This is a genomic window from Denitratisoma sp., assembly GCA_032027165.1.
Lineage (GTDB): Bacteria > Pseudomonadota > Gammaproteobacteria > Burkholderiales > Rhodocyclaceae > Desulfobacillus.
The window spans coordinates 521,250-546,009 of sequence record JAVSMO010000001.1 but is presented as its reverse complement, the minus strand read 5'-3'; the positions used below and the strand labels follow the sequence as shown (position 1 = coordinate 546,009).

Sequence of the window (24,760 nt, the reverse complement as noted above, 5' to 3'; positions counted from 1 at the left end):
CTGCTTGCCGCCCGCAGCATCTCGCCGATTGTCGTCAGTTGAAGATTGGCATCGACACGACTAAACAAATCATAGACCGCCAGAGCGTCGGTGAGTACGACAATGCTGTGGTTGTTGAATGGGTTGGCCTGAGTTTCAATCTCCGGAATAACCTTGTTACCGCTGAAATCCTGACCGATGCCGGCAATTAGCGACAAGCCAGCGCTGCCTTCGATCTCAGTGGCGTTTGGCGTATTCCAACTCGATAGGCCGAAGCGACTCGTAATCGCCTGCGTAAGAGGCCCGAGCAGTCCCATTGTGCCCGGCGCGTTGTACAAATACGCTTGGTTAGCGCGCCCTAGCGGATCACCAGCCAGCACACCGCCGAGATACCCCCCCAGGGAATGCCCGGAAATCGTGTAGCCCGGCCGCAGCCAGCCGCCGTTGAGCCAGGTGTCAATCGCCCAGCGTAGCGATTGATATTGCGCCATGTCGCGTCCATCCGGGCTGGTGCCGATGCCCATCACGTCAGCAATCACGACGTCGTTGATAAAATCCGTACCGAATTCGGTGCCGCGTACAGCAACAATTTGTTCGGGGGGATTGCCGCTTAGCCGTTCGAAAAAGGTAACCGACAAGCCGTTCTCCGCGTTGGTGTATTGGTCCACGACGCGATAACGAGTTGCAAAACGTGTTGCTTGAGCTTCGGAGAAGCCAGCGCCCTTTAAGCGATCTTCAAGATCGCGTCCCATCATGCCTGGCTCAAGAAGAGCATATGCGGCAAATGACATTTCGGCGTTGTCGAATAGAACCTGACTCATTTCTGTTCTCCTTCAATAAAAACCCGCCGAATTAACCCTGGGTTATCGATAACATTCTGGCAAGAGTATGAAGATGGGTGAAATGGGTTTGGTATGTCTCCACCAAACCTTGTGTAATTAATGCGCTCACCAAGAACCTTTTTATCCGATACGCGAATCACCTGAATATGTGACCTTCTTAAGCTTGGGTTGCCATCCTTCAGGATGCTGTCTTTTGAAAAGACAATGTAGCTTGTTCCATATCTGCCTTTATCTTCGGGCAGCCCAACATACTGGGGGAAAACAATCCTTCGCTTTTCATCGTAGTTTTCCTTGGAAAGCTTCACAGTCTCGTATACTTTGATGCCCCCGTCGATGCGGCACAGACGGTCGACCTCCTGATCGAGACGGGCCTTCTCGCAACCGGAAAGCAGCACAAGCGCTGCGGCTGCGATGAATAGCAACTGAAACGTTTTCACGCGGCAATCCTCCATGTAACATCGTTTGTCATAGAGTCGTTACATCTGCGGGTGCCCTTCACGCCGTCCTGTGGCGCCTGACTTTTTACCGGGCGTGATGCAGCACGAGCGTCGCACACATCATGTTGCACAATGTCATACCGCACAAAAAATGGTGATATTGCCCGCCCCCGCCACCAGCACGTCCTCGCCGTCCTCCCCGTACTGACTTTGCACGCCCGCCGCGTCGACGATGCGGTCGTTGCCCGCCCCGCCGTAGCCCTGCGTGTAGGCGTGCGCCAGCACGATCAGRTCCGCCCCGCCCTGCCCGAGGACGCGCTGCGCCTCGGCCGTCGTCGCCAGGCTGGCTTCGTGCGCCATCGTGCCGGCAAGCTCGCCGTTGTCCGCTTCCGCCGTGCCGGCGATGTCGGCGTAGGGGCGCGCGGGCGCTTCGCTCCCCAGCTCGATGCCGAAGTCGCCCGAGCGGAAGTTCTCCAGCTGCACGATGCGCGAACCGGAATCGGCCCGCCACAGGGTGAGCCGCCCGGCGAGGTTCGCCTGCACGCTGCCCGTGTAGCCGGCGTAGTACTGCCCGTCGGCGAGCGTCAGGGTGAAGCTCCTGCGCTCGGGGTCGAGCGCGGTRAAGACGCCGGCCACGGCGGTGGCGCCGAAGCGGATCTCGCCGGCTTGCCGCCCGTCGGCTTCCGCCGCGTCGACGACGGTGTCGGTGCCCGTGCCSACCCCGACCTGGTAAATGTCGTTGCCSGTGCCGCCGAACAGGCGATCGTCTGCGTCGCCGCCTTCGAGGTAGTCGTYGCCGCCGTTGCCGTTGAGGACGTCGWTGCCGCCGCCGCCGTAGAGGCGGTCGGTGAGGGTGCCGCCGTCGAGGAGATCGTTGCCKGCGGCGCCGAAGAGGATCCTGCGCCGGGCGGCAAGCTGGCCGCCCAGGACGATCTGATTGCCCGTGGCCCTGTCGGCAAACTGCGTCGCTTCGGTCACTTCGTCCCCGCTGTAGGGGCGCGCCGGGCTGGTGGGGATGTCGCGGGTGTTGAGGAGGTTTTGCCAGGCGAGCAGCGCGGTGCGGTCGGCTAGATAGTCCGCGGTGAGCCGGCCTTTTCCCGTGGCAGGGTCGAAGAGGTCGAGCTCGCCGTTCCGGTTGAAGCGGCTGTAGTCGATGCCGAGAACAGCAAAGGGATTCAGCTCGCGAAGGGCGTAGCGGGTGGCGAGGGCGTCGGGGTTGGCCGCTGCAATCTGTAGCTCGGCAGCGGTGAGGTTCGCGAGAGGGACTATCCGTAGGCCGGAGGCCGGCTGAGCAGCGCGAATCTGTTCGCAGGTCCGGTAAAGGGCATCGCGGTCGCCGACCGCGACTTCCGGGGTAGCGGCGAGAAACAGCCGGCCCAGGTCCAATACGAGTGCCTCCAGCGTGGCCTCGGACCGACTGCTTGCCGCCCGCAGCATCTCGCCGATTGTCGTCAGTTGAAGATTGGCATCGACACGACTAAACAAATCATAGACCGCCAGAGCGTCGGTGAGGGTGACGATGGAGTGGTTGTGCAGGGGATTTGGCCCAACTTCAATCTGTACCGGAACGGGGGTACCCCAGGCCAAGCCCAGCCCGGCAATCATGGAACCGCCGCCTTCAGCACGCAGATTCGTCACCTGTGATAGATCCAGGCTCGGGTCATAACTAGTATCGAGCAGTAGGCGTAAGCCCGCGCGCAACCCTCCTGCGCCAGGTGCGTTGTAGAGATAGGCATGTCCGATCTGCATCGGGTAATCAACAAGCAGAGCACCGGCAAGAAATCCGCCGAGGGAATGACCACTGACCGTAAAGCCGGGAGACAAGGTGCCGTTTCCAAGCCATTCGCCGACCTTGTCCTTGAGCGCCGCATATTGGAGCTGTCGTTCGGGAGTGCCGAGCAGGGCAATATCAATCGCATCGGTCAGCAGGTCGGCCAATCCGGCCGTACCCCTCACGGCCAGATAACACACGTCATCTCGCTCAAATACAGTAGCCGACAAGCCTGTGAGGACCGTTGTCTGCTGTTGATTGCCGAATTCATCGATGTAGTCGTTAATGATCTCGCCGTTGTATTGCTCCACCACACGCCACTCGGTGGCAAAACTCTCTGCTTGGTAGGCAGACATGTCGACACTAGCTTGCTGAAGCGCGCTTCGAAAAGCTTCAGGCGACATTTCAGCGTTTAGATCCGCGTAGGCGGCCAAAGCAAGTTCGGCCTGCACAAAATACTGTGCGATTCTGCTCATCAGAATTCTCCTTTCTGAAAGATCGACGGCTCTAGATACGGCTTCGATGTCGGGTCGGGACACGTAAATGATGAGGGATGCCACGGGCCTGGAAGATCTCCGCCGCCACGGCCGTACCGAATTGCCTCGCCTAGCACTTTGCCGTCATTCCGTCGAATCACTTGGGTATGCATCCGCACTATTGTCGGATCGCCCTGCCGAAGGTAGATTGTCTCGGCTTGATAATAGAAATCGTCTGTTGCTTTCGCCTGTGTTTTCTCGGGCAACCGAATATTCCCCCATTTGTCAAACTTCTCTGTGGGCAGCTTCACCGTCTCATACACCCTCACACCACCGTCCGCCCGACACATGCGATTTACCTGGGCGTCGTAGTAGATCTTCCGCCCACCGCCATACCAGAACGTCGTGCCGAGCCAGCATGCAAGAATCGGAACAAACACGGCATTCACACGTCTCTTCGACACATCTTCGCGCGCAAGCTGCCCCCGCCATACCTTCACAATCAACGCCGTCAGCCCCGTCCATATTCCTAACGCCAGCAACAGATATAGTCCGCTCACGCCACAGTCCTCCATTCACCTTCATTCCCAGCAACACCGTGCCGCAGCGACTGACTTTTGATCAAGTAAGACGCACCATCACCCGCCCCCGCCACCAGCACGTCCTCGCCGTCCTCCCCGTACTGACTTTGCACGCCCGCCGCGTCGACGATGCGGTCGTTGCCCGCCCCGCCGTAGCCCTGCGTGTAGGCGTGCGCCAGCACGATCAGRTCCGCCCCGCCCTGCCCGAGGACGCGCTGCGCCTCGGCCGTCGTCGCCAGGCTGGCTTCGTGCGCCATCGTGCCGGCAAGCTCGCCGTTGTCCGCTTCCGCCGTGCCGGCGATGTCGGCGTAGGGGCGCGCGGGCGCTTCGCTCCCCAGCTCGATGCCGAAGTCGCCCGAGCGGAAGTTCTCCAGCTGCACGATGCGCGAACCGGAATCGGCCCGCCACAGGGTGAGCCGCCCGGCGAGGTTCGCCTGCACGCTGCCCGTGTAGCCGGCGTAGTACTGCCCGTCGGCGAGCGTCAGGGTGAAGCTCCTGCGCTCGGGGTCGAGCGCGGTRAAGACGCCGGCCACGGCGGTGGCGCCGAAGCGGATCTCGCCGGCTTGCCGCCCGTCGGCTTCCGCCGCGTCGACGACGGTGTCGGTGCCCGTGCCCACCCCGACCTGGTAAATGTCGTTGCCCGTGCCGCCGAACAGGCGATCGTCTGCGTCGCCGCCTTCGAGGTAGTCGTCGCCGCCGTTGCCGTTGAGGACGTCGTTGCCACCGCCGCCGTAGAGGCGGTCGGTGAGGGTGCCGCCGTTTAGCATTTCGATGCTGCCGTCGCCTTGATCCGTTCCGAACAGGATTCTTCGCGGATCAAGCGCAGCCTGGCCCTCGCGCAGCTTGAGACCGCTGGCTTTGTCCTCATAAAAGGCAGTGTCACTGCCAGTGGGATTTACGACAAGGGTGCCGCCAGCGACACTATCGCTGCTGCGCGCGCCATTGACCAAGACCATAAGTGCCGCCCGGTCGGCAAGCCATTCTTCGGTCAGTTGGCCCCGTCCTGTGGCTGGGTCGTAGAGATCGAGCCGGCCTCCGGCGTTGTGGGTGCTGTAGTCGAACCCAAGCATGGCGAAGGGATTGAGTTCCCTCAGAGCGTAGCGGTAGGCTATGGCATCGATGTCGCCGTCCATGGCCAGCCCCTTCAGACCTGCGGCGGTTTTGTCGGTCAGGTTTTCAATTCGGACGCTGCCTTGGCTGGCTACGAAGTGTGTATTGCCTTGCAGGTCATAGAGGGCGCGGTAGAGGGCGTCGCGCTGGGCATTCCCCGTAGCCAGCGGGGTTGAGTTGATGCCGAAGAGTTTTTCGAGTGCATCTACGATTCGCTCGAGACTGGCGGAGGTACCAGCGGCAGCTGCCTGCAGAATCGACTTGAAGGTGTTTGTATTCAAGGCAGGGTCGAGTTTGGCTATCGCGGCAAAGACAGCCAAGGCATCGGTGAGCGTTTGCTGGGAGTGATTGCGCGCACCAGGACGGCCGCTACTAGGTTCGTCGCCTTGCCATTGGTTTTCAATGGGGATGTCGATGGCGGTCCCGGGACGGTTGTGCAGGCCGGCGATTCCGCTCCAGGGTACAGACCCCACGTTGGCCTCGTCGGCAATGACGTTGATGGTGTTGGCGCCGGCGGGAATGGCGCCGCCCAGCAGGCCAAAGAAGGTGCGGTTGTCGGCGTCGTCCAGGAAGCCCGGTGCGTTGAAGACGGTGATCCGGTTCGTAACGCCAGGGAAGAGCGAACCGAAGGCCATCGCAAGGTGGCCGCCCAGGCTGTGGCCGGTGAGGTCGAGCCGCTGGTCGGAATCCAGGGCTAGGGCGTTCCTCAGCGTGCCGTTGGCGGTGCCGGTGTACCATTCGAGCCACAGTCCGGTGTTTCCTGCTCCGGCGTGCGCAATCCAAGTCGCGTGACTGATATCTGCAGGCGTGGTAACCAGCCGGTATTGAGTGACGGATGCACCAGCCACGTTGCTCGCCCGCTGCCACCAGTTCCACATGGCGACGATCTGGTCATAACCGACGCCGGACGTCGCGATCGTTGCGTCTGTGGGCCATATGTCGTTCGGGGACCCAGTCAATTCCGCCGTGCCGCGAAGGGCAAGCGTGAGATTGTTCGCCGAATCCCTGAATACCGTCGCTGAAAAACTCGTGCCCAGCCCGCCTTCATCAGGGGTGTCGTTGAATTGAGCAACAACGGCCGGATACTTCTTGGCGAATTCTTCGGATTGTTTGGCGGAGAGGCCGGCGTTTCTCAATGCTGCAAGATTCGTCGGATCAGCCGTTACACTGTTGCTTGCAAACGTGGCATAGGCTGCTAAGGCTAACTCAGCGTTTTGGCAAATATCTTGAATACTGCTCATTTTGCCTCCCTCTCAATCAAAATGACTTGTTCTGTTACAGGTCCCGTAACTTTGCAACCGAATGAGCTCTCATGTGCAATTGTTGGAAAGTCCCCCCCCCTTCTTGCGAAATACACGTATTTGCCCAGCACCTTTCTATCACTTCTTCGAACGAATTCAGTTGTATCGCGTCGTACTTCGGGGCTACCGGATCTTAAGGTTTCATCAGCAGTGCGACGAAATACCAAAATATCGGATCTGTTTTCTGATTCATGCGGAATCGGAACACCTCGTATTCCTTCTTGCCCCCCCCAAGCTAGAAATTGAGAATGGGATATTGTGATTGGCTCGAATACCTTGAGACCTCCGTCCTTCTCACACATCTGCTTGACCCGATAATCCCAATACGCCTTCCTCCCCTCGAAGAAGCCCACCGCGAGTAGAAGCAGCAGAACAAACGCCCCTGGAATGATGAGAAGCAATTTGACAAGACCAACACCCTGCATTCTGCGATTTGGCGCTGTCATGGATTTTCTTGGTATTTGTTTCATGCTCATGCCACCCTCCTCCATGCACCATCGTTAGCCACACCCTTCGCGCCGTGGCGCACAGACTGACTTTTACAAACACTGTCTGGAATAAGCTCGTTCCCCGCTCCGCCATGGAGTTCGTCGTCGCCCGCCCCCGCCACCAGCACGTCCTCGCCGTCCTCCCCGTACTGACTTTGCACGCCCGCCGCGTCGACGATGCGGTCGTTGCCCGCCCCGCCGTAGCCCTGCGTGTAGGCGTGCGCCAGCACGATCAGRTCCGCCCCGCCCTGCCCGAGGACGCGCTGCGCCTCGGCCGTCGTCGCCAGGCTGGCTTCGTGCGCCATCGTGCCGGCAAGCTCGCCGTTGTCCGCTTCCGCCGTGCCGGCGATGTCGGCGTAGGGGCGCGCGGGCGCTTCGCTCCCCAGCTCGATGCCGAAGTCGCCCGAGCGGAAGTTCTCCAGCTGCACGATGCGCGAACCGGAATCGGCCCGCCACAGGGTGAGCCGCCCGGCGAGGTTCGCCTGCACGCTGCCCGTGTAGCCGGCGTAGTACTGCCCGTCGGCGAGCGTCAGGGTGAAGCTCCTGCGCTCGGGGTCGAGCGCGGTRAAGACGCCGGCCACGGCGGTGGCGCCGAAGCGGATCTCGCCGGCTTGCCGCCCGTCGGCTTCCGCCGCGTCGACGACGGTGTCGGTGCCCGTGCCSACCCCGACCTGGTAAATGTCGTTGCCSGTGCCGCCGAACAGGCGATCGTCTGCGTCGCCGCCTTCGAGGTAGTCGTYGCCGCCGTTGCCGTTGAGGACGTCGWTGCCGCCGCCGCCGTAGAGGCGGTCGGTGAGGGTGCCGCCGTCGAGGAGATCGTTGCCKGCGGCGCCGAAGAGGATCCTGCGCCGGGCGGCAAGCTGGCCGCCCAGGACGATCTGATTGCCCGTGGCCCTGTCGGCAAACTGCGTCGCTTCGGTCACTTCGTCCCCGCTGTAGGGGCGCGCCGGGCTGGTGGGGATGTCGCGGGTGTTGAGGAGGTTTTGCCAGGCGAGCAGCGCGGTGCGGTCGGCTAGATAGTCCGCGGTGAGCCGGCCTTTTCCCGTGGCAGGGTCGAAGAGGTCGAGCTCGCCGTTCCGGTTGAAGCGGCTGTAGTCGGCACCAAGAACGGCAAAGGGGTTGAGATTGATCAGGGCGTAGCGGGTGGCGAGGGCGTCAGGGTTGGCTGCCGCAGTCTGCAGTTCGGCAGCGGTGAGGGTGGTCAGGGGGATCAACTGCAAGGATAGATTGTCTGATACTGCCGCCTCTAGTTCGAGGAAGTGCCGATAAAAATCGGATCGAATATGAAAGTCTCCAGCATCTATCATTGTCCTAGTAGGTTCGGTTCTTTCCAGATTGATTGCTGAGCCTATGACCACTTTGTACAGTCGCTCCAGCAGTTGTTCGTATGCCTCGCCGGACAATGCAGCAGATGCAGCAATCACAGCGCCAGCTTGGTCCGGTACTAGACTGGAATTCATACGCGACATCAGGGCTTGCAATGCAAGTCCATCCATCATATGGCCGATGTCGTGAGTAACTCTCTCCGTTGTGATGTAACGCTCTGGACTGAAAGGTGTGCCGGTAATGTCACCTGCTACGCCATCGCCGTCATCGCCAGGAATGGCGTCCTCACTCTCCAAAGTAACGATGCGATCAGTAATCGTGCCAATCGGCAGCGGGCTCGCTCCGTATGGGCGAAACAAATTGAGCAGTCCGTCAGCGCCGAAGGGTTGGGTGAGCAGGCTTGATGGCGGGTTGTAGCCTGGCGCATTGAACGTATAGGCCGTAGAAAAAATCTCAGGAAACAATGCAACACCGATTGCAGCTAAGTGCCCCCCCAGGCTGTGGCCAGTAACAGTGAGCCTTTCACCATCGGCAAGAACACCCCGCCCTATGCCGTCGTAATGGGCTTCTAGCCAGTAGAACGTCGGCACGGGTGGAAAGCCGGCCGACAGCTGCGTGATGTAGGGCGTTCCGTCGACCGGCGGTACCAGAGTGCGATTCCTTAACTCTAGTCTTAGGACGCCTGCAGCGTTCACGGGTGCGCGTAATACCTGCACGTAGTTGTAAAGTGAGACGATCTGGCTCAGGGCTGCACCGAGGAATCCGATCTGGGCAATGTCGGCATCGAAAAGATCGGCGCCGGTCTGCCCAGGTTGTCCCGGCTCAGTTCCCGTAATGGCAAACACCTTGCCGTAAGTTGGGTGAGAGAGAATCATTCCGGCAAACCCGCTGGCTGGATCGCTGTGCCCGGTGTCAGCAGAGGTACGGAAATAGGGAGAGAGCATGGTCCAAGAGTCCGGATTGCCGGTATAACCACCGGCTCCGAACAATTGATCGCCTAGCGGTTGGGGCATTCTTTGCTGGGCATCCGAAGCGCCTGCATCTGTAATAGCACTTGAGTTTGTTGGTGAAACAACTTTGCTGAGATCAATATAAGCCGCCATCGCCAATTTAGCGTAGGTGTAATACGTTTCAAGCATAGTCATATTCATTCTCCATCTACTTTCTCATTGGGGTGGAAGTAATTCCTGCCGCCAGCTCTCATACTTCGCAAGCACTTCACCGTCGCACCCTGGCAATCCCGCGCCAAACCAACGGTTCAGCAGAAACCGGTCAAGCCAACCGTGCATGGGACTGAAAGCGAGCCACTCCCCCACCACTTCACCGGTGGGCCGGTGACGCACGTGCCAGCGCTGCATGCTGCGCACGCCCAGTTCCGGCACTGGAGCCCGGTTCTCATACACCACCTCGTATTCGGCGGTAGGCTGATCAAACTCAGTTCGCATGATGCTGCCGTCGGCGTGACGCTCGTAATGGGAGACCTTGCCTCCAGGCTTCTGGGTCTCGATAAAGCGATAGCCGTATTGCTCAATCTGCCTGGGGCCTGATCCGGTGTCGAAGTAACCCTCCGCTCGAACCTTCTTGTAAATGTGCAATCCAGCAGTCGGACAGACCTTCGCCATAGCTACCGAATGCACTGTCACATCACCTAGCGGGCCGGTATAGGCAAGTACAGCCAACATCAAAATAACTAGCGCCCTGATCGCTCGCGTAGTTTGCATGCCATGCCAAACCTTCCAAAGCAGCCACAGCACCAGCGGTAGATAAAGCACGATGAGCATGCCTGTGGAAAAGTCGGAAATGTAGAGTTTCATAAGGCAATCCTCCAGGGATATACATTCGCTGTGACTAACCAACTATGCGTATATTTCGATTTGGCGCTGGTCACCAGCACGTCCTCGCCGTCCCCCCCGTACTGACTTTGCACGCCCGCCGCGTCGACGATGCGGTCGTTGCCCGCCCCGCCGTAGCCCTGCGTGTAGGCGTGCGCCAGCACGATCAGGTCCGCCCCGCCCTGCCCGAGGACGCGCTGCGCCTCGGCCGTCGTCGCCAGGCTGGCTTCGTGCGCCATCGTGCCGGCAAGCTCGCCGTTGTCCGCTTCCGCCGTGCCGGCGATGTCGGCGTAGGGGCGCGCGGGCGCTTCGCTCCCCAGCTCGATGCCGAAGTCGCCCGAGCGGAAGTTCTCCAGCTGCACGATGCGCGAACCGGAATCGGCCCGCCACAGGGTGAGCCGCCCGGCGAGGTTCGCCTGCACGCTGCCCGTGTAGCCGGCGTAGTACTGCCCGTCGGCGAGCGTCAGGGTGAAGCTCCTGCGCTCGGGGTCGAGCGCGGTRAAGACGCCGGCCACGGCGGTGGCGCCGAAGCGGATCTCGCCGGCTTGCCGCCCGTCGGCTTCCGCCGCGTCGACGACGGTGTCGGTGCCCGTGCCSACCCCGACCTGGTAAATGTCGTTGCCSGTGCCGCCGAACAGGCGATCGTCTGCGTCGCCGCCTTCGAGGTAGTCGTYGCCGCCGTTGCCGTTGAGGACGTCGWTGCCGCCGCCGCCGTAGAGGCGGTCGGTGAGGGTGCCGCCGTCGAGGAGATCGTTGCCKGCGGCGCCGAAGAGGATCCTGCGCCGGGCGGCAAGCTGGCCGCCCAGGACGATCTGATTGCCCGTGGCCCTGTCGGCAAACTGCGTCGCTTCGGTCACTTCGTCCCCGCTGTAGGGGCGCGCCGGGCTGGTGGGGATGTCGCGGGTGTTGAGGAGGTTTTGCCAGGCGAGCAGCGCGGTGCGGTCGGCTAGATAGTCCGCGGTGAGCCGGCCTTTTCCCGTGGCAGGGTCGAAGAGGTCGAGCTCGCCGTTCCGGTTGAAGCGGCTGTAGTCGGCACCAAGAACGGCAAAGGGGTTGAGATTGATCAGGGCGTAGCGGGTGGCGAGGGCGTCGGGGTTGGTCGCGGCAGTGCGCAGTTCGTCTGCTGTCAGCGTAAGCAAGGAAACCAAGGTGTATTGCGGTAGAGGCCCGGCGTTGAGCAAATTACAAACCGTATTGACAGTCGCGTAGAGCGCGTCGCGGTCAGCAGCCGCAATCATGGCCGCTTCGCCTGTCAGCAGCTTGCGCAATGCCGCGGCCAACGATTCCAGCGTTGTCGAAGTTCGAGCACTGGCGGCAGCGAAAATCGGGTTGAGTATTGCCAGTACACCTGCTTCTCCCAGGCTCGCCAGTCCGGCATCAAGGCGAACGAAGAGGTCATAGACCGCAAGAGCGTCGACCAGCACCCGCTGGCTGTGATTCCAAGCGCCGAATGGCGCGTCGGTCACATCACCAGCCAATTGGTTCTCGGTGGTAATCAGGCGTACCGTCCCCCAGTCCCGCCACAGCGCAGCGATCGGCGAGATGCCCGCCTCGGCACGGATGTTCGATATCTTCTGTGGCTGCGCTTCAGGCCAGTTGCCATCCCTCACGCCGGGGGCATTAAAGAGGTAGGCATGCTCGATCCATTCGGGATGCTCGGCCGTCAGTGCGCCAGCCAGGAAGCCGCCCAGCGAGTGCCCAGTCACCGCAAATGCCGACCCGAGGACAGGTTGCGGCCCGCTCCGCCACAAAGCTATTTGCGCAAGCAGGGATTGATATTGAGATTGCCTCTGCGGGCTGCCGCGCAAAAACACATCCACCAAGTCGGTAGTGTAGTCAGGTCCGCTCTCCGTGCCGCGAATCGCCAGCACGCGGCGACCCGTGCCTACTTCCTCGAATACCGTCGCGGAAAACCCGTTCGACCAGCTGGTAAAACTGCCCGTACCATTGCCAAACTCGTCCTGAAGCTCGACCGGTTCAGAGTGATTGTGCTGAGCGACAACGCGCCAGCGCCTGGAAAAGGCTTCGGCTTGGGTAGGAGCCATGCCGGCTCTAACAAGTTCAGCTCTATTCGGTTCGCCGATAGAAAGAGTCGCATAGGCGGCCAAGGCGCATTCAGCTTGAGCCAAATAGTTGGCTGTACTTGTCATTTACCTTGCTCCCCGAAAGTAGTTTGAAAGACTCGTTGTTTGACCACGGAAATGTCGGCGTCAGTCGGACAACCAAAGGAGGAGGCATGCCATGGACCAGGCAGATCGCCACCTCGTCGGCTATACCCAATAGCCTCTCCAAGTATTTTTCGGTCATTCGCTCTGTAAAGAATGAAATGGCTACGCCACAACTCCGGATTACCTTGCTTGTAATACTGAATGTTCCAATCGTAGTAATACTCGTCATCCGGTTTGAAATCCTTCCGCATCGGAATCTGCACCACACCATATTTATCGAATTTTCCAGGCGGCAGCTTCACGGACTCAAACACCTTAACGCCACCATCCTTGGCACAGAGTTCCTTCACCTTCTCGTCGAAATAGATCTTCCGCCCGCCGCCATACCAGAACGAGGCTCCCAACCACAACGCCGCAAGGAGAATGCTGGCCGCATCCACCACCCGCCTGTTCGCATCAGGCTTTGCGCGCAGGCGCAGCCAGCCCTTGATAAACAGGGACACCAAACCCACCCAAATCCCCACCACGACCAACAGGTAAAGCCCGCTCATGCCACCCTCCGCCATGTACTATCGTTAGCCGCTACGTATTCGCCGTGCCGTGGCGACTGACTTTTGCTCAAGTAAAACGCACCATCGCCCGCCCCCGACACCAGCACGTCCTCGCCGTCCTGCGCGGACTGACTTTTTCCCACAGCCAGCGCGGCGGACAGGTCGAGCTCGGCGTTGGCGCAGAACTGGTCGTCTCCTTCTCTGCCGTGGATCCGGGTGCCCAATCTCTCTACAGCGTCACCGCGGCCCGGGTTACCGAGGTTTAACGCAGCCGTGAGCAAACGCACCACGCCTTGATTAATACATACATTGTATGTATCATCATCGCGTGAGCTTCGAATTCGACCCGAAGAAGGCCGCTGCGAATTTGCGCAAGCATGGCGTATCGTTCGCAGAAGCTGAACCGGTGATGTATGACCCGCGGGCTCTGACGCGTGAAGACGACGATTCCGCCATCGAGCCGCGCTATTCGACTGTGGGTACCGGCGCATTAGGCCGGGTCTTGACGGTGTGCTGGACGGAACGCGGAGAAGCCGTTCGCCTGATTTCGGCGCGACTGGCGACCGCACGTGAAAGGAAATGCTATGAAAGCTAACTACGACATGTCCAAGGCCAGGCGTGGCGCCGTGCTGTCTCCCTCCGGTAAGACGCGCATCACGATCTACATAGACGACGCGACGCTGGACGCCTTTCGCCGTCGCGCGGAAAAGGAAGGCAAGGGCTATCAGACACTGATCAACGAGGCCCTGAGCGCGTCGCTGGCGCAGAACAACGCACCGGTGACCGTCGCCACACTGCGCAAGGTGTTGCGCGAGGAATTGAACGCAGCCTGATTGCAGGTTCTCGGCAAGCATCATTCTTTCACCGTCTCCTTCTCGGGCGCCTGTGCAGGCAGTGTCTGCGCCCCCCTCCCCCCAAAACTGAACACCTCATCCACCTGCAGCCCCTTCGGGATCTGGTGCGTGATGAACAGCATCGTCGCCTTTCCCTTGAGCCGGTTGATGGTCTGCGCGAAGTGCTCGGCGGTCTGCTGGTCGAGGCTGGAGACGGCTTCGTCGAAGATGAGGACGTTCGGGCGCTTGAGCAGCGCGCGGGCGATGGCGAGGCGCTGGCGCTGGCCGCCGGAGAGGCCGACGCCGTGCTCGCCGATTTCGGTCTGGTAGCCCTGCGGCAGCTGCTCGATGACGTCGTGGATCTCGGCGAGCTTGCAGGCGGTGATGACGTCCTCGAAATTCGCGTGCGGATGCGCCATGACGAGGTTGTCGTAGAGGGTGCCGGCGAAGAGCACGGTCTCCTGCGGCACGACGCCGTAGGTCTGGCGCAGCTCGTTGGCGGCGAGGTGGCGGATGTCGCGGCCATCGAGGCGGATCTGGCCTTCGGTGGGCAGGTAGAAGCCCTGCAGCAGCTTGGCCAGCGTGCTCTTGCCGCAGCCGGAGGGGCCCATCAGCACGGAGAGGTGGCCGGGCTTGAGTGTCAGGTTCAGGTTGCGGTAGAGGAAGGGGTGTTGCTCGGAATAGCGAAAGCTCAGTTCGACGAGGTCGATGCGGCCGCTGCCGGCGGCCTCGCGGCGGGGGCTGAGCGCATGCGGCTCGGCGGGAGCGTCCATCAGGTCGCCGAGGCGCTTCACCGCAATGTTGGCCTGCTGGAATTCCTGCCACAGGCCGACGATGCGCAGCATAGGCTGGCTCATGCGGCTGGCGAACATCTGGAAGGCGACGAGCATGCCGACGGTGAAGCCGTCGTTCTGCATCACCAGCAGCGCGCCGACGACGAGGATGGCCAGCGTCATCAGTTGCTCCAGTCCGTTGGCCAGCACGTTGTAGGTGTTGCTCACCTGGCGCGTGGTGAAGCCGGCGGCGAGGTAGCTCGCGAGGTAGTCGCCGTACTTCTGCTCGAGGTGCGGCTCCATCTGCAGCGACTTGACGGTGGCGATGCCGGAGACGTATTCGGTGAGGAAGGACTGGTTCCTTGCCCCAAGAAGGAATTGGCGGTTGAGCCTGTCTCGAAATACAGGGGCGACGAGGACGCTGATCAGGCCGATGGCCCCGAGCAGCATCACGGCAATCAACGACAGCTGCCAAGAATACCAGAACATCACCGCCAGGAAGATCAGCAGGAAAGGAAAGTCGAGCACCAGGCTCACCGCCGCACCCGAGACGAACTCGCGGATGGTCTCGACGCCATGCAGGCGCGCCACCAGCACACCGGTCGTGCGGTTCTCGAAGTACGGCAACGGCAGGCGCAGCAGATGGCGGAAGACCTGACTGCCGAGCACAGCATCGATGCGGTTGCCGGTGTGCAGCACGAGGTACTGGCGCAGCCAGGTCATGACCGAAGTGAACAGCATGAACATGACCAGCGCCACGGCGATGACGACGAGGGTCGACTGCGTCTGGTGCACCACCACCTTGTCGATGATCACCTGCGTGAACACCGGCGTAGCGAGGCCGACAAGCTGGATGGCCAATGAGGCAAGCAGCACGTCGTGCCAGATACGCTTGTGCCTAAGCAGTTCGGGGAGGAACCAGCGAAAGCCGAATCTGGCAAGGCGGGCCTCTTCCCCCTCTCCCTCGTCCCTCCTCCCCGCGGGGGAGAGGGAAGCATCCCTGGCAACGAGGATCAGATCCGGCTCGAAATAGAGATCGAATTCTGCAAGCGGCAGGGTTTCGGGTTGCTCGGAGCCGACACTGATGAAGAGAAACTGATTCGCATCGGCGCGCAGGATGAGCGCGGGACGTGCAGATGGAGGTTCCGGCAACTCTGCCGACTCTCCCTCGCGCACGACGTGCAGTTGGGTCGGCGCGCCCGCCGCACGCGGCGCGACATGCGGCATAGGATGCAGGAATGCGATGCAGGGAAAAGTCAGTCCCGGGAGAACGGCGGCAGTGGCGCTACGCTCGCCGGTGCGAAAACCGAGCGAGCGGGCGGCCTCGTGCAGGGTGACGGTGGTGATCGGCGGGGGATACTCCTGGGAAACAAGCGCGGGATCAAAGGGCTGACGACAGATCTGGCACAGACTGCCCAGAAGCCACAGCAAATCTCTCCCTTCCAAGCAAGCCGCCGAAGCCACCCGACCTCCCCCTCAATCGCCGGCTTTTTGCCGGTCTTCATGCCGAATGAATGTGCCATTAGAGCACGATTTCATTATCGGAAAACGTGAAATATTTCACGAATAACCGAGCGCACGATTTTTTGGAGTGCTTACGAATGACTATATCATCATGTTTTTATACGATATTTAAAGCATTAGGTATAACTATGGTGATATTAGGTGTCACATAACGGGTTGTTTATGTTTTATTTTCTTGCGGCCCGCGGACAGACAAGGCAGCGGAGGCGGCCGGTCCGGCCGGATTACTTGACGCGGGTCAGGTGCGGCCGGGGCGGGGTATCGGTGGGCGGGGGTTCGGGCGCTTCGGGAGCGCCTTCTTCTGCCGGAACGGCCGCCTCCGCGCCCGGCTCGCCGACCTCGAAGGCCATGCCCTGCCCGTTCTCGCGGGCATAGATGGCGGCGACGTTGCCGACGGGGATGGAGAGCGACTGCGCGACGCCGCCGAAGCGGGCCTGGCAGGTGATGAGGTCGTTGCCCATGTGCAGGTTCTGCACGGCCTCGGCGCCGAGGTTGAGCACGATCTGGCCATCGCGCACGTACTGGCGCGGCACCAGGGTCTGGGCGTCGACCTGGACGGAGACGTAGGGCGTGAATCCCTGGTCGACGCACCACTCGTAGAGGGCACGCAGGAGGTAGGGCTTGGTGGAGGCGACGGAGGACATGGATACCGCGGGAAGCGCGCCGCCGGGACGCGCCGGCCCCGCTATCGCCGCATGACTTTTTCGGAGGGGGTCAGCGCGTCGATGAAGCCCTGGCGGCTGAAGATCCTTTCCGCGTACTTCATGAGCGGCACGGCGGTCTTAGGCAGCTCGATGCCGTAGTGGTCGAGGCGCCACAGCAGCGGCGCGATGGCCACGTCGAGCATGGAGAATTCCTCGCCCAGCATGAACTTCTGCTTGTTGAACACCGGCGCCAGTTCGCTGAGACGGTCGCGCACGTGCAGGCGTGCCTTTTCGGCGGCTTTCAGGTTCTTTTCCAGCGCCTCGATGTGGGTGAACAGTTCCTGTTCGAAGGTGAACAGCAGCTGGCGGGCACGGGCGCGCATGATCGGGTCGGGCGGCATCAGCTGCGGATGCGGGAAGCGCTCGTCGATGTACTCGTTGATGATGTTGGCTTCGTAGAGCACCAGGTCGCGGTCGACCAGCACCGGAACGCGGTTGTAGGGGTTGATGACGGCGATGTCCTCGGGCTTGTTGAACAGATCGACGTCGATCACCTGAAAGTCCATTCCCTTCTCGTAGAGGACGATCCGGCAGCGGTGGCTGAACGGGCAGGTGGTGCCCGAATACAAAGTCATCATGGTGTTCCCGCTCCAGGAATAGTCGGCATCTCGCACCACGCGGCGGACGCGCGGTGCGTTGAAATCACGATGCCCGAGGAACTGCATGGCTGTCCTTGCAGTAGGTTAGTGAATGTCCTTCCAGAACGCGCGCTTCATCGCGTAGGCGACGACGAAGAACACGCCGAGGAAGATCAATACGGCAACGCCGAGCTGCTTGCGGAATTGCGCCGGCGGCTCGGCCATCCAGACCATGAAGGCGACGAGATCGGCAACGGCGTCGTCGTACTCCTTCGGCGTCAGCTTGCCCGGCTTGGCCAGGGTGAGCTTGTGGTCGGGGCCCATCACCTGCTCGCCCTGCAGTTCCCACAGCACGTGCGGCATGCCGACGCTCTCGAAGGCGACGTTGTTCCAGCCGGTCGGCCGCTTCTCGTCGCGGTAGAAGCCGCGCAGGTAGGTGTACAGCCAGTCGGCACCGCTGCCGTCGCCGGAGGCGCGCGCGCGGGCAATGAGGGACAGGTCCGGCGGCCAGGCGCCGAAGAATTCCTTGGCGTCCTTGCGCGACATGGAGATGCCCATAGGCTCGCCGATCTTCTCGGCGGTGAACATCAGGTTGTCCTTGATCTGCTGCTCGGTGAGGCCGATGTCCTTGAGGCGGTTGTAGCGGACGTAGCTGGCGCCGTGGCAGTTCAGGCAGTTGTTCACGAACAGCTTGGCGCCATTTTGCAGGGCGGCCTTGTCGGTGGAACGGTCGGGCGCACGGTCGAGCTGGAGCGACACGCTGGCCAGCGCGGCTAGTGGCGCAAAGAGGAGCGCAATGAGTATCTTTCTGTACATGGCGGTTCTCATTTGCTCACCCTTTCCGGCTCCGGCTTGCACTTGTCGATGCGGGTGTACCAGGGCATCAGCAGGAAGAACAGGAAGTAGATGATCGTGCAAATCTGCGAAATGATCGTGAAGACCGGGGTCGGCGCCTGCATGCCCAGATAGCCGAGGATGAAGAAGGCGACGATGAATACGGCCAGCGCGGTCTTGTAGATCGGGCCGCGGTAGCGGATCGATTTGGCCGGGCTGCGGTCGAGCCAGGGCAGGAAGAACAGGATCATGACGCCGAGGCCCATGAAGATCACGCCCCACAGCTTGGCGTCGATCCAGAAGAAGTTCACCGTGTTGGCGCGCAGGATCGAGTAGAACGGCGTGAAGTACCACACCGGCGCGATGTGCGGCGGCGTCACCAGCGGGTCGGCCGGGATGAAGTTGTTGTACTCGAGGAAATAGCCGCCCAACTCCGGCGCGAAGAAGACGATGATCGAGAACACGGCGAGGAAGACCACCACGCCGACGATGTCCTTCACCGTGTAGTACGGATGGAAGGGGATGCCGTCGAGGGGAATGCCGGTCTTCGGGTCCTTGTTCTTCTTGATCTCGATGCCGTCCGGGTTGTTCGAACCGACCTCGTGCAGCGCCAGGATGTGCGCGGCGACGAGGCCGATCAGCACCAGCGGAATGGCGATGACGTGAAAGGCGAACATGCGGTTCAGCGTGGCGTCGGCGATGACGTAATCGCCGCGGATCCACAGCGTCAGGTCGTTGCCGATGAGGGGAATGGCCGAGAACAGGTTGAGGATCACCTGGGCGCCCCAGTAGGACATCTGGCCCCAGGGCAGCAGGTAGCCGGCGAAGGCCTCCGCCATCAGGCACAGGTAGATGAGGACGCCGAAGATCCACAGCAGTTCGCGCGGCTTGCGGTAGGAGCCGTAGAGCATGGCGCGGAACATGTGCAGGTAGACCACGATGAAGAAGGCCGAGGCGCCGGTGGAGTGCATGTAGCGGATCAGCCAGCCCCACGGCACGTCGCGCATGATGTACTCGACGCTGGCGAAGGCCACCGGCACGCCGGCGGCATTGAGCGAGGCGTCGGGCTTGTAGTGCATCACCAGGAAGATGCCGGTGACGACCTGCATCACCAGCACCAGCAGGGCGAGCGAGCCGAAGAAATACCAGAAGTTGAAGTTCTTCGGCGCGTAATACTCGGACAGATGGCCCTTCCAGTTCGCCGTCAGCGGAAAGCGGGCGTCGACCCACTCGAGGACATTGCCTGCAAGGGAGCCGTCCGACTTGTATTTCTCGAAGTTCGTGCTTGCCATGTCGTGCGCCCCTTTTAAGCTTTCTTGTCTTCGCCGATCAGGATGCGCGTATCGGACAGGTAGTAGTGCGGCGGCACCTCCAGGTTGTCCGGGGCCGGCATGTTCTTGTAGACGCGGCCGGCGAGGTCGAAGAGCGAGCCATGGCAGGGGCAAAGAAAGCCGCCCGGCCAGTCGGCATTGATGCCGGATTCCGCGCCAGTCTTGAACTTGTCGGTCGGCGAGCAGCCGAGGTGGGTGCAGATGCCGACGACGACCAGGTACTCCGGCTTGATCGAGCGCGCTTCGTTCCTGGCGTACTCCGGCTGCATCGGCCGCTTGGACCCCGCATCGCTCACTTTTTCGGCAATTTTGCCGAGCGCTTCAAGCATTTCCTTGGTTCGATGGATGATCCAGACCGGCTTGCCGCGCCACTCGACGCGCATCATTTCGCCAGGAGCCAGCTTGCTGATATCGGCCTCGACCGGGGCACCGGCCGCCTTGGCGCGTTCCGAAGGCGCCATGCTGGCCAGGAAAGGCACAGCCGTTGCGACGGTTGCGACACCTCCCACGGCTGCGGTCGCGAAAACCAGGTTTCGCCTGCCGCAATCCGGTTTCTTCTCACTGCTCATGGCCTCGATGTCCTGATGAAGAATGCGAATCCAAAATCTAAATATCAGTGCAAGCTAATGTTCGCCACAGGCGAGCGTTACGCCGAACCCAGGAAACGCAGGATTATACAGAAGAATCAATGGGAATTGGAAGCAAAACCGCGGAATGCCGCGCCAATGCTGGGTTTCCGGCCGATGCCCGCAGGCTGGCGGTACCTTGCCAGGCCCCAGCCATGCCAGCGCCAAAAGAGTGCAAGCCAGGCAAAGGCTTGCGCGGAAAACCCGGGGAATCAGAGGGGGCGGCGCTCGATCAGGGCCTGGGCGATGGTGCCGGCATCGGTATGCTCGATTTCGCCTCCCACCGGCAGGCCGCGGGCGATGCGGGAAACCTTCAGGTTGCGCGCCCGCAGCATCTCGCCGAGGTAGTGGGCGGTGGCCTCGCCCTCGTTGGTGAAATTGGTGGCGAGGATGACCTCCTTCACCGCACCGTCGCAGGCGCGCGCCAGCAGGCGCTCGAGGTGCAGTTCCTTCGGTCCGATGCCGTCGAGCGGCGAGAGGTGGCCCATGAGGACGTAGTACATGCCCTGGAAGGCATGGGTCTGTTCCATCATGTTCAGGTCGGCCGGCATCTCGACCACGCACAACAGTGAGGCGTCGCGCCGCGGCGAAGCACAGCGCTCGCAGACCTCGCTTTCGCTGAAGGCGTTGCAGCGGCTGCAGTGGCGCAGGACTTGCACGGCCTGCTCCAGCGACGCGGCCAGGCGCCGGGCGCCCTTCTGGTCGCGCTGCAGCAGGTGGTAGGCCATGCGCTGCGCCGACTTCGGCCCGACGCCGGGCAGGCAGCGCAGGGCCTCGACCAGTTCCTCGAGGGCGGTGGGCAGCGCCATCAGAACGGCAGCTTCATCCCCGGCGGCAGGTTGAGGCCGGCGGTGAAGCCGCTCATCTTTTCCGCCACCGTGGCCTCGACGCGGCGCACCGCGTCGTTCACCGCGGCGGCAACGAGGTCTTCCAGCATTTCCTTGTCGTCGGCAAGCAGCGAGGGGTCGATGCTGATGCGGCGCACGTCGTGCTTGCAGGTCATCACCACCTTCACCAGGCCGGCGCCGGACTGGCCCTCGACCTCGATGGTCGCCAGCTGTTCCTGCGCCTTCTTCATGTTCTCCTGCATCTGCTGGGCCTGCTTCATCAGGCCGGCGATTCCGCCTTTCATCATGTCCGCTTCTCCTGCTTCAGTTCAAAGGCTTGATGGATTGTTCGTTGATGGTGGCGTCGAAGGTCTCGATCATGTCGCGCACGAAGGCGTCCTGCTCGAGCGATTCGATGGCGCGGTTCTGCTTCTCGGTGCGCACGCTCTCGGCGCGCTGTGCCGGCGTCTCGCCGTTGAGGTCGCCGATCTCGATGGTCAGCCTGACCGGCCGGCCGAGGTAGGTCGCCAGGGCGGCCTGCAGTTTCTCCTGCGGCGCCTTGTTCATGAGCAGCGACTTGTGCGCCGGATTCAGGCGCAGCTTCATCGTCCCCTCGCCCTGCTCGGCCAGTTCGCAATGGTGTGCCAGCTCGCGCACCATGCCGCCGAGCTTGAGCCCCCCCAGCATGCCGTGCCAGTCCCCCAAGGGGATTTCCTCCGGGGCCTCGCCGAAGGTCGCCGGAGCGGCAGCTTTCGCCGCGGCCGAGGATGGGGTTTGCGGTGCAGGAGCCGTGGCCGGCACGGCTTTCGCCGCAGCCGACACCGGCACGCGGGCGGCCGGCTCGGAAGGCGTGCCGGCGCCCAGCGCAGGCGGCGTTTCCGGATTGAAGGCGACCAGGCGCAGCAGCGTCATGAGGAAGCCGGAATATTCGTCCGGAGCAAGCGACAGGTCGCTGCGGCCGTTGATGGCGATCTGGTAGCAGAGCTGCAGGAATTCGGCGTCGAGTCCGCTCGCGTAGCCGGCCAGGCGCTTGCGCTCGGCTTCGTCCAGGATGGCCTCTGGGGCGAACTGCACGAGGGCGATGCGGTGCAGCTGGGTGGCCAGCTCCTGCAGGGCCGAATCGAAGGACAGGCTGCGGGCGTCCATCTCGGCGGCGACCGCCAGCATAGCGTGCACGTCGCGCGCGGACAGCGCATCGAGCAGCGCGAAGAGATGCTCCTCGCCCACCGTGCCGAGCATGTCGCGCACGCCGGTCTCCTCGATGCGGCCGGCGCCGTGGGCGATGGCCTGGTCGAGAAGAGAGAGTGCGTCGCGCATGCTGCCGGCGGCGCCCTTGGCTATATGGCGCAGGGCGGCCGGCTCGAAAGGAACCTGCTCGGCCTCGAGAATGCGCGACAGGTGTTCGACGATGTGGCCCAGCGGCATCTGCTTGAGATTGAACTGCAGGCAACGCGAGAGCACGGTCACCGGAATCTTCTGCGGGTCGGTGGTGGCGAGGATGAACTTGATGTGCTCGGGCGGCTCCTCGAGCGTCTTCAGCATGGCATTGAAGGCCGAGGTGGACAACATGTGCACTTCGTCGATGACGTACACCTTGTAGCGGCCGCGCGTCGGCGCGTAGGTGGCGTTCTCGAGGAGCTGGCGCATCTCGTCGACTTTGGTGTTGGTCGCGGCGTCCACCTCGATGAGGTCCACGAAGCGGCCGGCGTCGATCTCCTGGCACGAACTGCAGGTCCCGCAGGGCGCCGAGGTGATGCCGGTCTCGCAGTTGAGCGCCTTGGCAAGGATGCGCGCGATGGTGGTCTTGCCGACGCCGCGCGTGCCGGTGAAGAGGTAGGCATGGTGCAGGCGCTGCTGGTCCAGTGCGTGCGTCAGTGCGCGCACGACGTGCTCCTGGCCGACCAGGGTGGCGAAGGAACGGGGGCGCCACTTGCGCGCGAGGACCTGATAGCTCATGGCCGGATTTTATCAGAGGGGCGGGGGCGGATTGGAAGGAAGGGCGGCGAGCCTGACCCCCGGCACTTGCAGATAATGGCTGTGGCTGCTTCCTTCCGGACCTGACCAGGTTGACCACCCTGCAATGCGGGGAGACCCGCCGCACGGCATTCTAACTCAAATCAATCGCCGCCCCGGGCGTCCCGCAATTCGATTCGGGGGTTGTCTTGCTTGCCTGGGCTAGTGGATTCGGGAAGATGACGGCGCTGCGCCAGCCTACCCTTTCTGCTAGAATGCGCCCCTTCCGGAGAGATGGCCGAGTGGTCGAAGGCGCACGCCTGGAAAGTGTGTATACGGTAAAACGTATCGAGGGTTCGAATCCCTCTCTCTCCGCCAGGTTTTCCCGACCCGGGCGAGGCAACGAAAAAGGGCCGCCTGTCAGCGGCCCTTTTCCATGGTGCGGATTCGGCGTGCAGCTTAATGCTCGCCCAGCACGGACACGGTGATATTGACCAAGACGTCGCTGTGCAAGGCAATCTGCAGCTGGGTGTCGCCAATCATCTTGAGCGGCCCCTGCGGCATGCGGATATCGGACTTCTCGACCTCGTGGCCCAGCGCCTTCAGCGCCTCGGCGATGTCGAAGTTGGTGACCGAGCCGAACAGACGGCCGTCCACGCCCGCCTTGCGGGTAATCTGCACCATGATGCCCTCCAGCTTGGCGGCCTGTTCCTGCGCAGCGGACAACTTCTCGGCCTGCTGGCGCTCCAGTTCGGCGCGGCGCTTCTCGAACTCGGCCAGGTTCTCGGGCGTGACCCGCTTGGCCTTGCCCTGCGGAATGAGGAAATTGCGCGCATAACCGTCGCGCACCTTGACGACGTCGCCCAGGTTGCCGAGGTTGACCACCTTTTCCATCAGAATCACTTGCATGGTCGTTTCCTCTCTCAGTGCAGGTCGGTGTAGGGCATCAGCGCCAGGAAGCGCGCGCGCTTGATGGCGGTCGACAGCTGGCGCTGGTAACCGGTCTTGGTTCCGGTGATGCGCGCCGGCATGATCTTGCCGTTCTCGGTGATGAAGTCCTTCAGGATCTCGACGTCCTTGTAGTCGATCTCCGCAATCTTCTCGGCGGTGAAGCGGCAGAACTTGCGCCGCTTGAACATGCCGCGCGAGCCCTTGTCGTCCTTGCGCTTCTTCGCGTCCTTCGCATTTCTCGGTTTAAACGCCATGATTCATTCCTTCCGTAAATTCGATTCGTTGCACATGCAGCACCGGCTGCATCGACTTTGTACTTTTCGCCGCGAGGAATCCGCTCAGCCTGACATCGTCGCCTGGTTTGGCGCCCCGCAGCAGCAGTGCCGTCTGTCCCAGCGCCACGGCCTGCAATTCGCATTCGGCCTTGCGCGGCAGCCCGGCTTCGATCTGTTCGGAGGCGTGGGCGATCCTGAAGTTCAGTACCGGCACGCCTGCCGGGGTATGGCGCAGCTGCGCCAGTTCGATGATGCTCCCGGTGATCGTCAGCTGGTTCTGCGGTTCCGCCACATCAGGCTGCGGGCTGCTCGGCGGGCTTGGCCTCTTCCACCTTGGCGCCCTCGGCGGCCGGCGTCAACGACCTGGACTTCTCCTCCTTCATCATCGGCGAAGGCGTCGTCACGGCTTGGCGCATCTTGACGGTGAGGTGGCGCAGCACGGCATCGTTGAACTTGAAGGCATGCTCGAGTTCTGCGAGGGTCTCGCCATCGCACTCGATGTTCATGAGCACGTAGTGCGCCTTGTGCACCTTCTGGATCGGATAGGCCAGCTGGCGGCGGCCCCAGTCTTCGAGACGATGAATCTGGCCGGCGCGGCCGGTGACGAGCCCCTTGTAGCGCTCGATCATCGCGGGCACCTGCTCGCTCTGGTCCGGGTGAACGATGAAAACGATTTCGTAATGTCGCAT

At 61.9% G+C, this 24,760-nt stretch carries 26 protein-coding genes, 1 tRNA gene and 1 other RNA gene; 4 read left to right on the top strand and 24 right to left on the bottom strand.

The features are described from left to right. The 10 genes from ROZ00_02715 to ROZ00_02670 form a co-directional block, all read right to left on the bottom strand. The coding region (locus ROZ00_02715) for a hypothetical protein (GenBank protein ID MDT3735117.1) at positions 1-800 on the bottom strand (800 nt) is incomplete at its 3' end. Then, a complete protein-coding gene (locus ROZ00_02710) occupies positions 797-1,258 on the bottom strand; it encodes a hypothetical protein (protein ID MDT3735116.1) in 462 nt (153 codons plus the stop codon). The genes ROZ00_02710 and ROZ00_02715, both read right to left, overlap by 4 nt. A 135-nt stretch (positions 1,259-1,393) precedes the next feature. Continuing rightward, positions 1,394-3,505 (bottom strand): hypothetical protein, encoded by a 2,112-nt coding sequence (locus ROZ00_02705; GenBank protein MDT3735115.1) that lies wholly within the window; start codon positions 3,503-3,505, stop codon positions 1,394-1,396. Then, positions 3,505-4,080, bottom strand: coding sequence for a hypothetical protein (locus ROZ00_02700; protein ID MDT3735114.1), 576 nt, complete (start codon positions 4,078-4,080; stop codon positions 3,505-3,507). The genes ROZ00_02705 and ROZ00_02700 overlap by 1 nt, the downstream gene beginning before the upstream one ends. After that, on the bottom strand, positions 4,062-6,437 hold the full coding sequence (locus ROZ00_02695) for a hypothetical protein (protein MDT3735113.1): 2,376 nt from the start codon (positions 6,435-6,437) through the stop codon (positions 4,062-4,064). The genes ROZ00_02700 and ROZ00_02695 overlap by 19 nt, the downstream gene beginning before the upstream one ends. After that, on the bottom strand, positions 6,434-6,973 hold the full coding sequence (locus ROZ00_02690; GenBank protein MDT3735112.1) for a hypothetical protein: 540 nt from the start codon (positions 6,971-6,973) through the stop codon (positions 6,434-6,436). Before ROZ00_02690 ends, ROZ00_02695 begins: the two co-directional genes overlap by 4 nt. Further along, positions 6,970-8,205, bottom strand: a complete 1,236-nt coding sequence (locus ROZ00_02685) for a hypothetical protein (GenBank protein ID MDT3735111.1) — start codon at positions 8,203-8,205, stop codon at positions 6,970-6,972. The genes ROZ00_02690 and ROZ00_02685 overlap by 4 nt, the downstream gene beginning before the upstream one ends. A gap of 1,272 nt (positions 8,206-9,477) precedes the next feature. Beyond that, positions 9,478-10,125, bottom strand: a complete 648-nt coding sequence (locus tag ROZ00_02680) for a hypothetical protein (GenBank protein MDT3735110.1) — start codon at positions 10,123-10,125, stop codon at positions 9,478-9,480. Beyond that, entirely contained in the window at positions 10,122-11,849 is a 1,728-nt protein-coding gene (locus tag ROZ00_02675; protein ID MDT3735109.1) for a hypothetical protein, read from the bottom strand. Before ROZ00_02675 ends, ROZ00_02680 begins: the two co-directional genes overlap by 4 nt. 440 nt (positions 11,850-12,289) lie before the next feature. Continuing rightward, positions 12,290-12,862 carry a hypothetical protein gene (locus ROZ00_02670; GenBank protein ID MDT3735108.1) on the bottom strand — a complete coding sequence of 191 codons (573 nt, stop codon included), beginning with the start codon at positions 12,860-12,862 and terminating at the stop codon, positions 12,290-12,292. A gap of 44 nt (positions 12,863-12,906) precedes the next feature. Between ROZ00_02670 and ROZ00_02665 the strand changes: the two genes are divergently transcribed. The 3 genes from ROZ00_02665 (at position 12,907) to ROZ00_02655 (ending at position 13,695) form a co-directional block, all read left to right on the top strand. Next, positions 12,907-13,128 carry a hypothetical protein gene (locus ROZ00_02665; GenBank protein ID MDT3735107.1) on the top strand — a complete coding sequence of 74 codons (222 nt, stop codon included), beginning with the start codon at positions 12,907-12,909 and terminating at the stop codon, positions 13,126-13,128. Positions 13,129-13,190: 62 nt separating this feature from the next. After that, on the top strand, positions 13,191-13,457 hold the full coding sequence (locus ROZ00_02660; GenBank protein MDT3735106.1) for a BrnT family toxin: 267 nt from the start codon (positions 13,191-13,193) through the stop codon (positions 13,455-13,457). After that, entirely contained in the window at positions 13,447-13,695 is a 249-nt protein-coding gene (locus tag ROZ00_02655; protein ID MDT3735105.1) for a BrnA antitoxin family protein, read from the top strand. The genes ROZ00_02660 and ROZ00_02655 overlap by 11 nt, the downstream gene beginning before the upstream one ends. Before the next feature lie 20 nt (positions 13,696-13,715). Here ROZ00_02655 and ROZ00_02650 read toward each other — a convergent pair whose 3' ends face one another. The 10 genes from ROZ00_02650 to ffs form a co-directional block, all read right to left on the bottom strand. Next, positions 13,716-15,899 (bottom strand): peptidase domain-containing ABC transporter, encoded by a 2,184-nt coding sequence (locus ROZ00_02650; protein ID MDT3735104.1) that lies wholly within the window; start codon positions 15,897-15,899, stop codon positions 13,716-13,718. A gap of 317 nt (positions 15,900-16,216) precedes the next feature. Continuing rightward, positions 16,217-16,636 (bottom strand): ClpXP protease specificity-enhancing factor, encoded by a 420-nt coding sequence (locus tag ROZ00_02645; GenBank protein MDT3735103.1) that lies wholly within the window; start codon positions 16,634-16,636, stop codon positions 16,217-16,219. 41 nt (positions 16,637-16,677) lie between these two features. Next, positions 16,678-17,274, bottom strand: a complete 597-nt coding sequence (locus ROZ00_02640; GenBank protein ID MDT3735102.1) for a glutathione S-transferase N-terminal domain-containing protein — start codon at positions 17,272-17,274, stop codon at positions 16,678-16,680. 105 nt (positions 17,275-17,379) lie between these two features. Beyond that, the gene (locus ROZ00_02635) at positions 17,380-18,090 is read right to left on the bottom strand and encodes a cytochrome c1 (protein ID MDT3735101.1); all 711 of its coding nucleotides are present in this window, start codon (positions 18,088-18,090) and stop codon (positions 17,380-17,382) included. Positions 18,091-18,098: 8 nt separating this feature from the next. Continuing rightward, positions 18,099-19,400: a cytochrome bc complex cytochrome b subunit gene (locus tag ROZ00_02630; protein ID MDT3735100.1), complete on the bottom strand. Its 1,302-nt coding sequence runs from the start codon at positions 19,398-19,400 to the stop codon at positions 18,099-18,101. Between the two features lie 14 nt (positions 19,401-19,414). Beyond that, positions 19,415-20,008 carry a ubiquinol-cytochrome c reductase iron-sulfur subunit gene (gene petA / locus ROZ00_02625; protein MDT3735099.1) on the bottom strand — a complete coding sequence of 198 codons (594 nt, stop codon included), beginning with the start codon at positions 20,006-20,008 and terminating at the stop codon, positions 19,415-19,417. A 269-nt stretch (positions 20,009-20,277) separates the two neighbouring features. Then, positions 20,278-20,874: a recombination mediator RecR gene (gene recR / locus ROZ00_02620; protein ID MDT3735098.1), complete on the bottom strand. Its 597-nt coding sequence runs from the start codon at positions 20,872-20,874 to the stop codon at positions 20,278-20,280. Further along, on the bottom strand, positions 20,874-21,200 hold the full coding sequence (locus ROZ00_02615; protein ID MDT3735097.1) for a YbaB/EbfC family nucleoid-associated protein: 327 nt from the start codon (positions 21,198-21,200) through the stop codon (positions 20,874-20,876). The genes recR and ROZ00_02615 overlap by 1 nt, the downstream gene beginning before the upstream one ends. 16 nt (positions 21,201-21,216) lie before the next feature. Further along, positions 21,217-22,848, bottom strand: coding sequence for a DNA polymerase III subunit gamma/tau (dnaX, locus tag ROZ00_02610; protein MDT3735096.1), 1,632 nt, complete (start codon positions 22,846-22,848; stop codon positions 21,217-21,219). Between the two features lie 42 nt (positions 22,849-22,890). Next, positions 22,891-22,989, bottom strand: an RNA gene (ffs, locus tag ROZ00_02605) — signal recognition particle sRNA small type. Positions 22,990-23,133: 144 nt separating this feature from the next. Here ffs and ROZ00_02600 point away from each other — a divergent pair. Next, positions 23,134-23,223: transfer RNA gene (locus tag ROZ00_02600), tRNA-Ser, on the top strand. Between the two features lie 81 nt (positions 23,224-23,304). Here ROZ00_02600 and rplI read toward each other — a convergent pair. The 4 genes from rplI to rpsF are packed head-to-tail and all read right to left on the bottom strand — an operon-like array spanning position 23,305 to position 24,760. Then, the gene (rplI, locus tag ROZ00_02595) at positions 23,305-23,754 is read right to left on the bottom strand and encodes a 50S ribosomal protein L9 (GenBank protein ID MDT3735095.1); all 450 of its coding nucleotides are present in this window, start codon (positions 23,752-23,754) and stop codon (positions 23,305-23,307) included. Between the two features lie 14 nt (positions 23,755-23,768). Then, on the bottom strand, positions 23,769-24,050 hold the full coding sequence (gene rpsR / locus ROZ00_02590; GenBank protein MDT3735094.1) for a 30S ribosomal protein S18: 282 nt from the start codon (positions 24,048-24,050) through the stop codon (positions 23,769-23,771). Then, the gene (gene priB / locus ROZ00_02585) at positions 24,040-24,363 is read right to left on the bottom strand and encodes a primosomal replication protein N (protein MDT3735093.1); all 324 of its coding nucleotides are present in this window, start codon (positions 24,361-24,363) and stop codon (positions 24,040-24,042) included. The genes rpsR and priB overlap by 11 nt, the downstream gene beginning before the upstream one ends. A gap of 1 nt (position 24,364) precedes the next feature. Beyond that, positions 24,365-24,760 carry a 30S ribosomal protein S6 gene (gene rpsF, locus ROZ00_02580; GenBank protein ID MDT3735092.1) on the bottom strand — a complete coding sequence of 132 codons (396 nt, stop codon included), beginning with the start codon at positions 24,758-24,760 and terminating at the stop codon, positions 24,365-24,367.

Bases quoted from the DNA above. Each gene is read 5' to 3' on its own strand.
- ROZ00_02700 (MDT3735114.1), bottom strand. From the start codon at position 4,080: ATGGAGGACTGTGGCGTGAGCGGACTATATCTGTTGCTGGCGTTAGGA.
- ROZ00_02690 (MDT3735112.1), bottom strand. From the start codon at position 6,973: ATGAGCATGAAACAAATACCAAGAAAATCCATGACAGCGCCAAATCGC.
- ROZ00_02680 (MDT3735110.1), bottom strand. From the start codon at position 10,125: ATGAAACTCTACATTTCCGACTTTTCCACAGGCATGCTCATCGTGCTT.
- ROZ00_02670 (MDT3735108.1), bottom strand. From the start codon at position 12,862: ATGAGCGGGCTTTACCTGTTGGTCGTGGTGGGGATTTGGGTGGGTTTG.
- ROZ00_02655 (MDT3735105.1), top strand. From the start codon at position 13,447: ATGAAAGCTAACTACGACATGTCCAAGGCCAGGCGTGGCGCCGTGCTG.
- ROZ00_02645 (MDT3735103.1), bottom strand. From the start codon at position 16,636: ATGTCCTCCGTCGCCTCCACCAAGCCCTACCTCCTGCGTGCCCTCTAC.
- ROZ00_02640 (MDT3735102.1), bottom strand. From the start codon at position 17,274: ATGATGACTTTGTATTCGGGCACCACCTGCCCGTTCAGCCACCGCTGC.
- ROZ00_02635 (MDT3735101.1), bottom strand. From the start codon at position 18,090: ATGTACAGAAAGATACTCATTGCGCTCCTCTTTGCGCCACTAGCCGCG.
- ROZ00_02630 (MDT3735100.1), bottom strand. From the start codon at position 19,400: ATGGCAAGCACGAACTTCGAGAAATACAAGTCGGACGGCTCCCTTGCA.
- petA (MDT3735099.1), bottom strand. From the start codon at position 20,008: ATGAGCAGTGAGAAGAAACCGGATTGCGGCAGGCGAAACCTGGTTTTC.
- recR (MDT3735098.1), bottom strand. From the start codon at position 20,874: ATGGCGCTGCCCACCGCCCTCGAGGAACTGGTCGAGGCCCTGCGCTGC.
- ROZ00_02615 (MDT3735097.1), bottom strand. From the start codon at position 21,200: ATGATGAAAGGCGGAATCGCCGGCCTGATGAAGCAGGCCCAGCAGATG.
- dnaX (MDT3735096.1), bottom strand. From the start codon at position 22,848: ATGAGCTATCAGGTCCTCGCGCGCAAGTGGCGCCCCCGTTCCTTCGCC.
- rplI (MDT3735095.1), bottom strand. From the start codon at position 23,754: ATGCAAGTGATTCTGATGGAAAAGGTGGTCAACCTCGGCAACCTGGGC.
- rpsR (MDT3735094.1), bottom strand. From the start codon at position 24,050: ATGGCGTTTAAACCGAGAAATGCGAAGGACGCGAAGAAGCGCAAGGAC.
- rpsF (MDT3735092.1), bottom strand. From the start codon at position 24,760: ATGCGACATTACGAAATCGTTTTCATCGTTCACCCGGACCAGAGCGAG.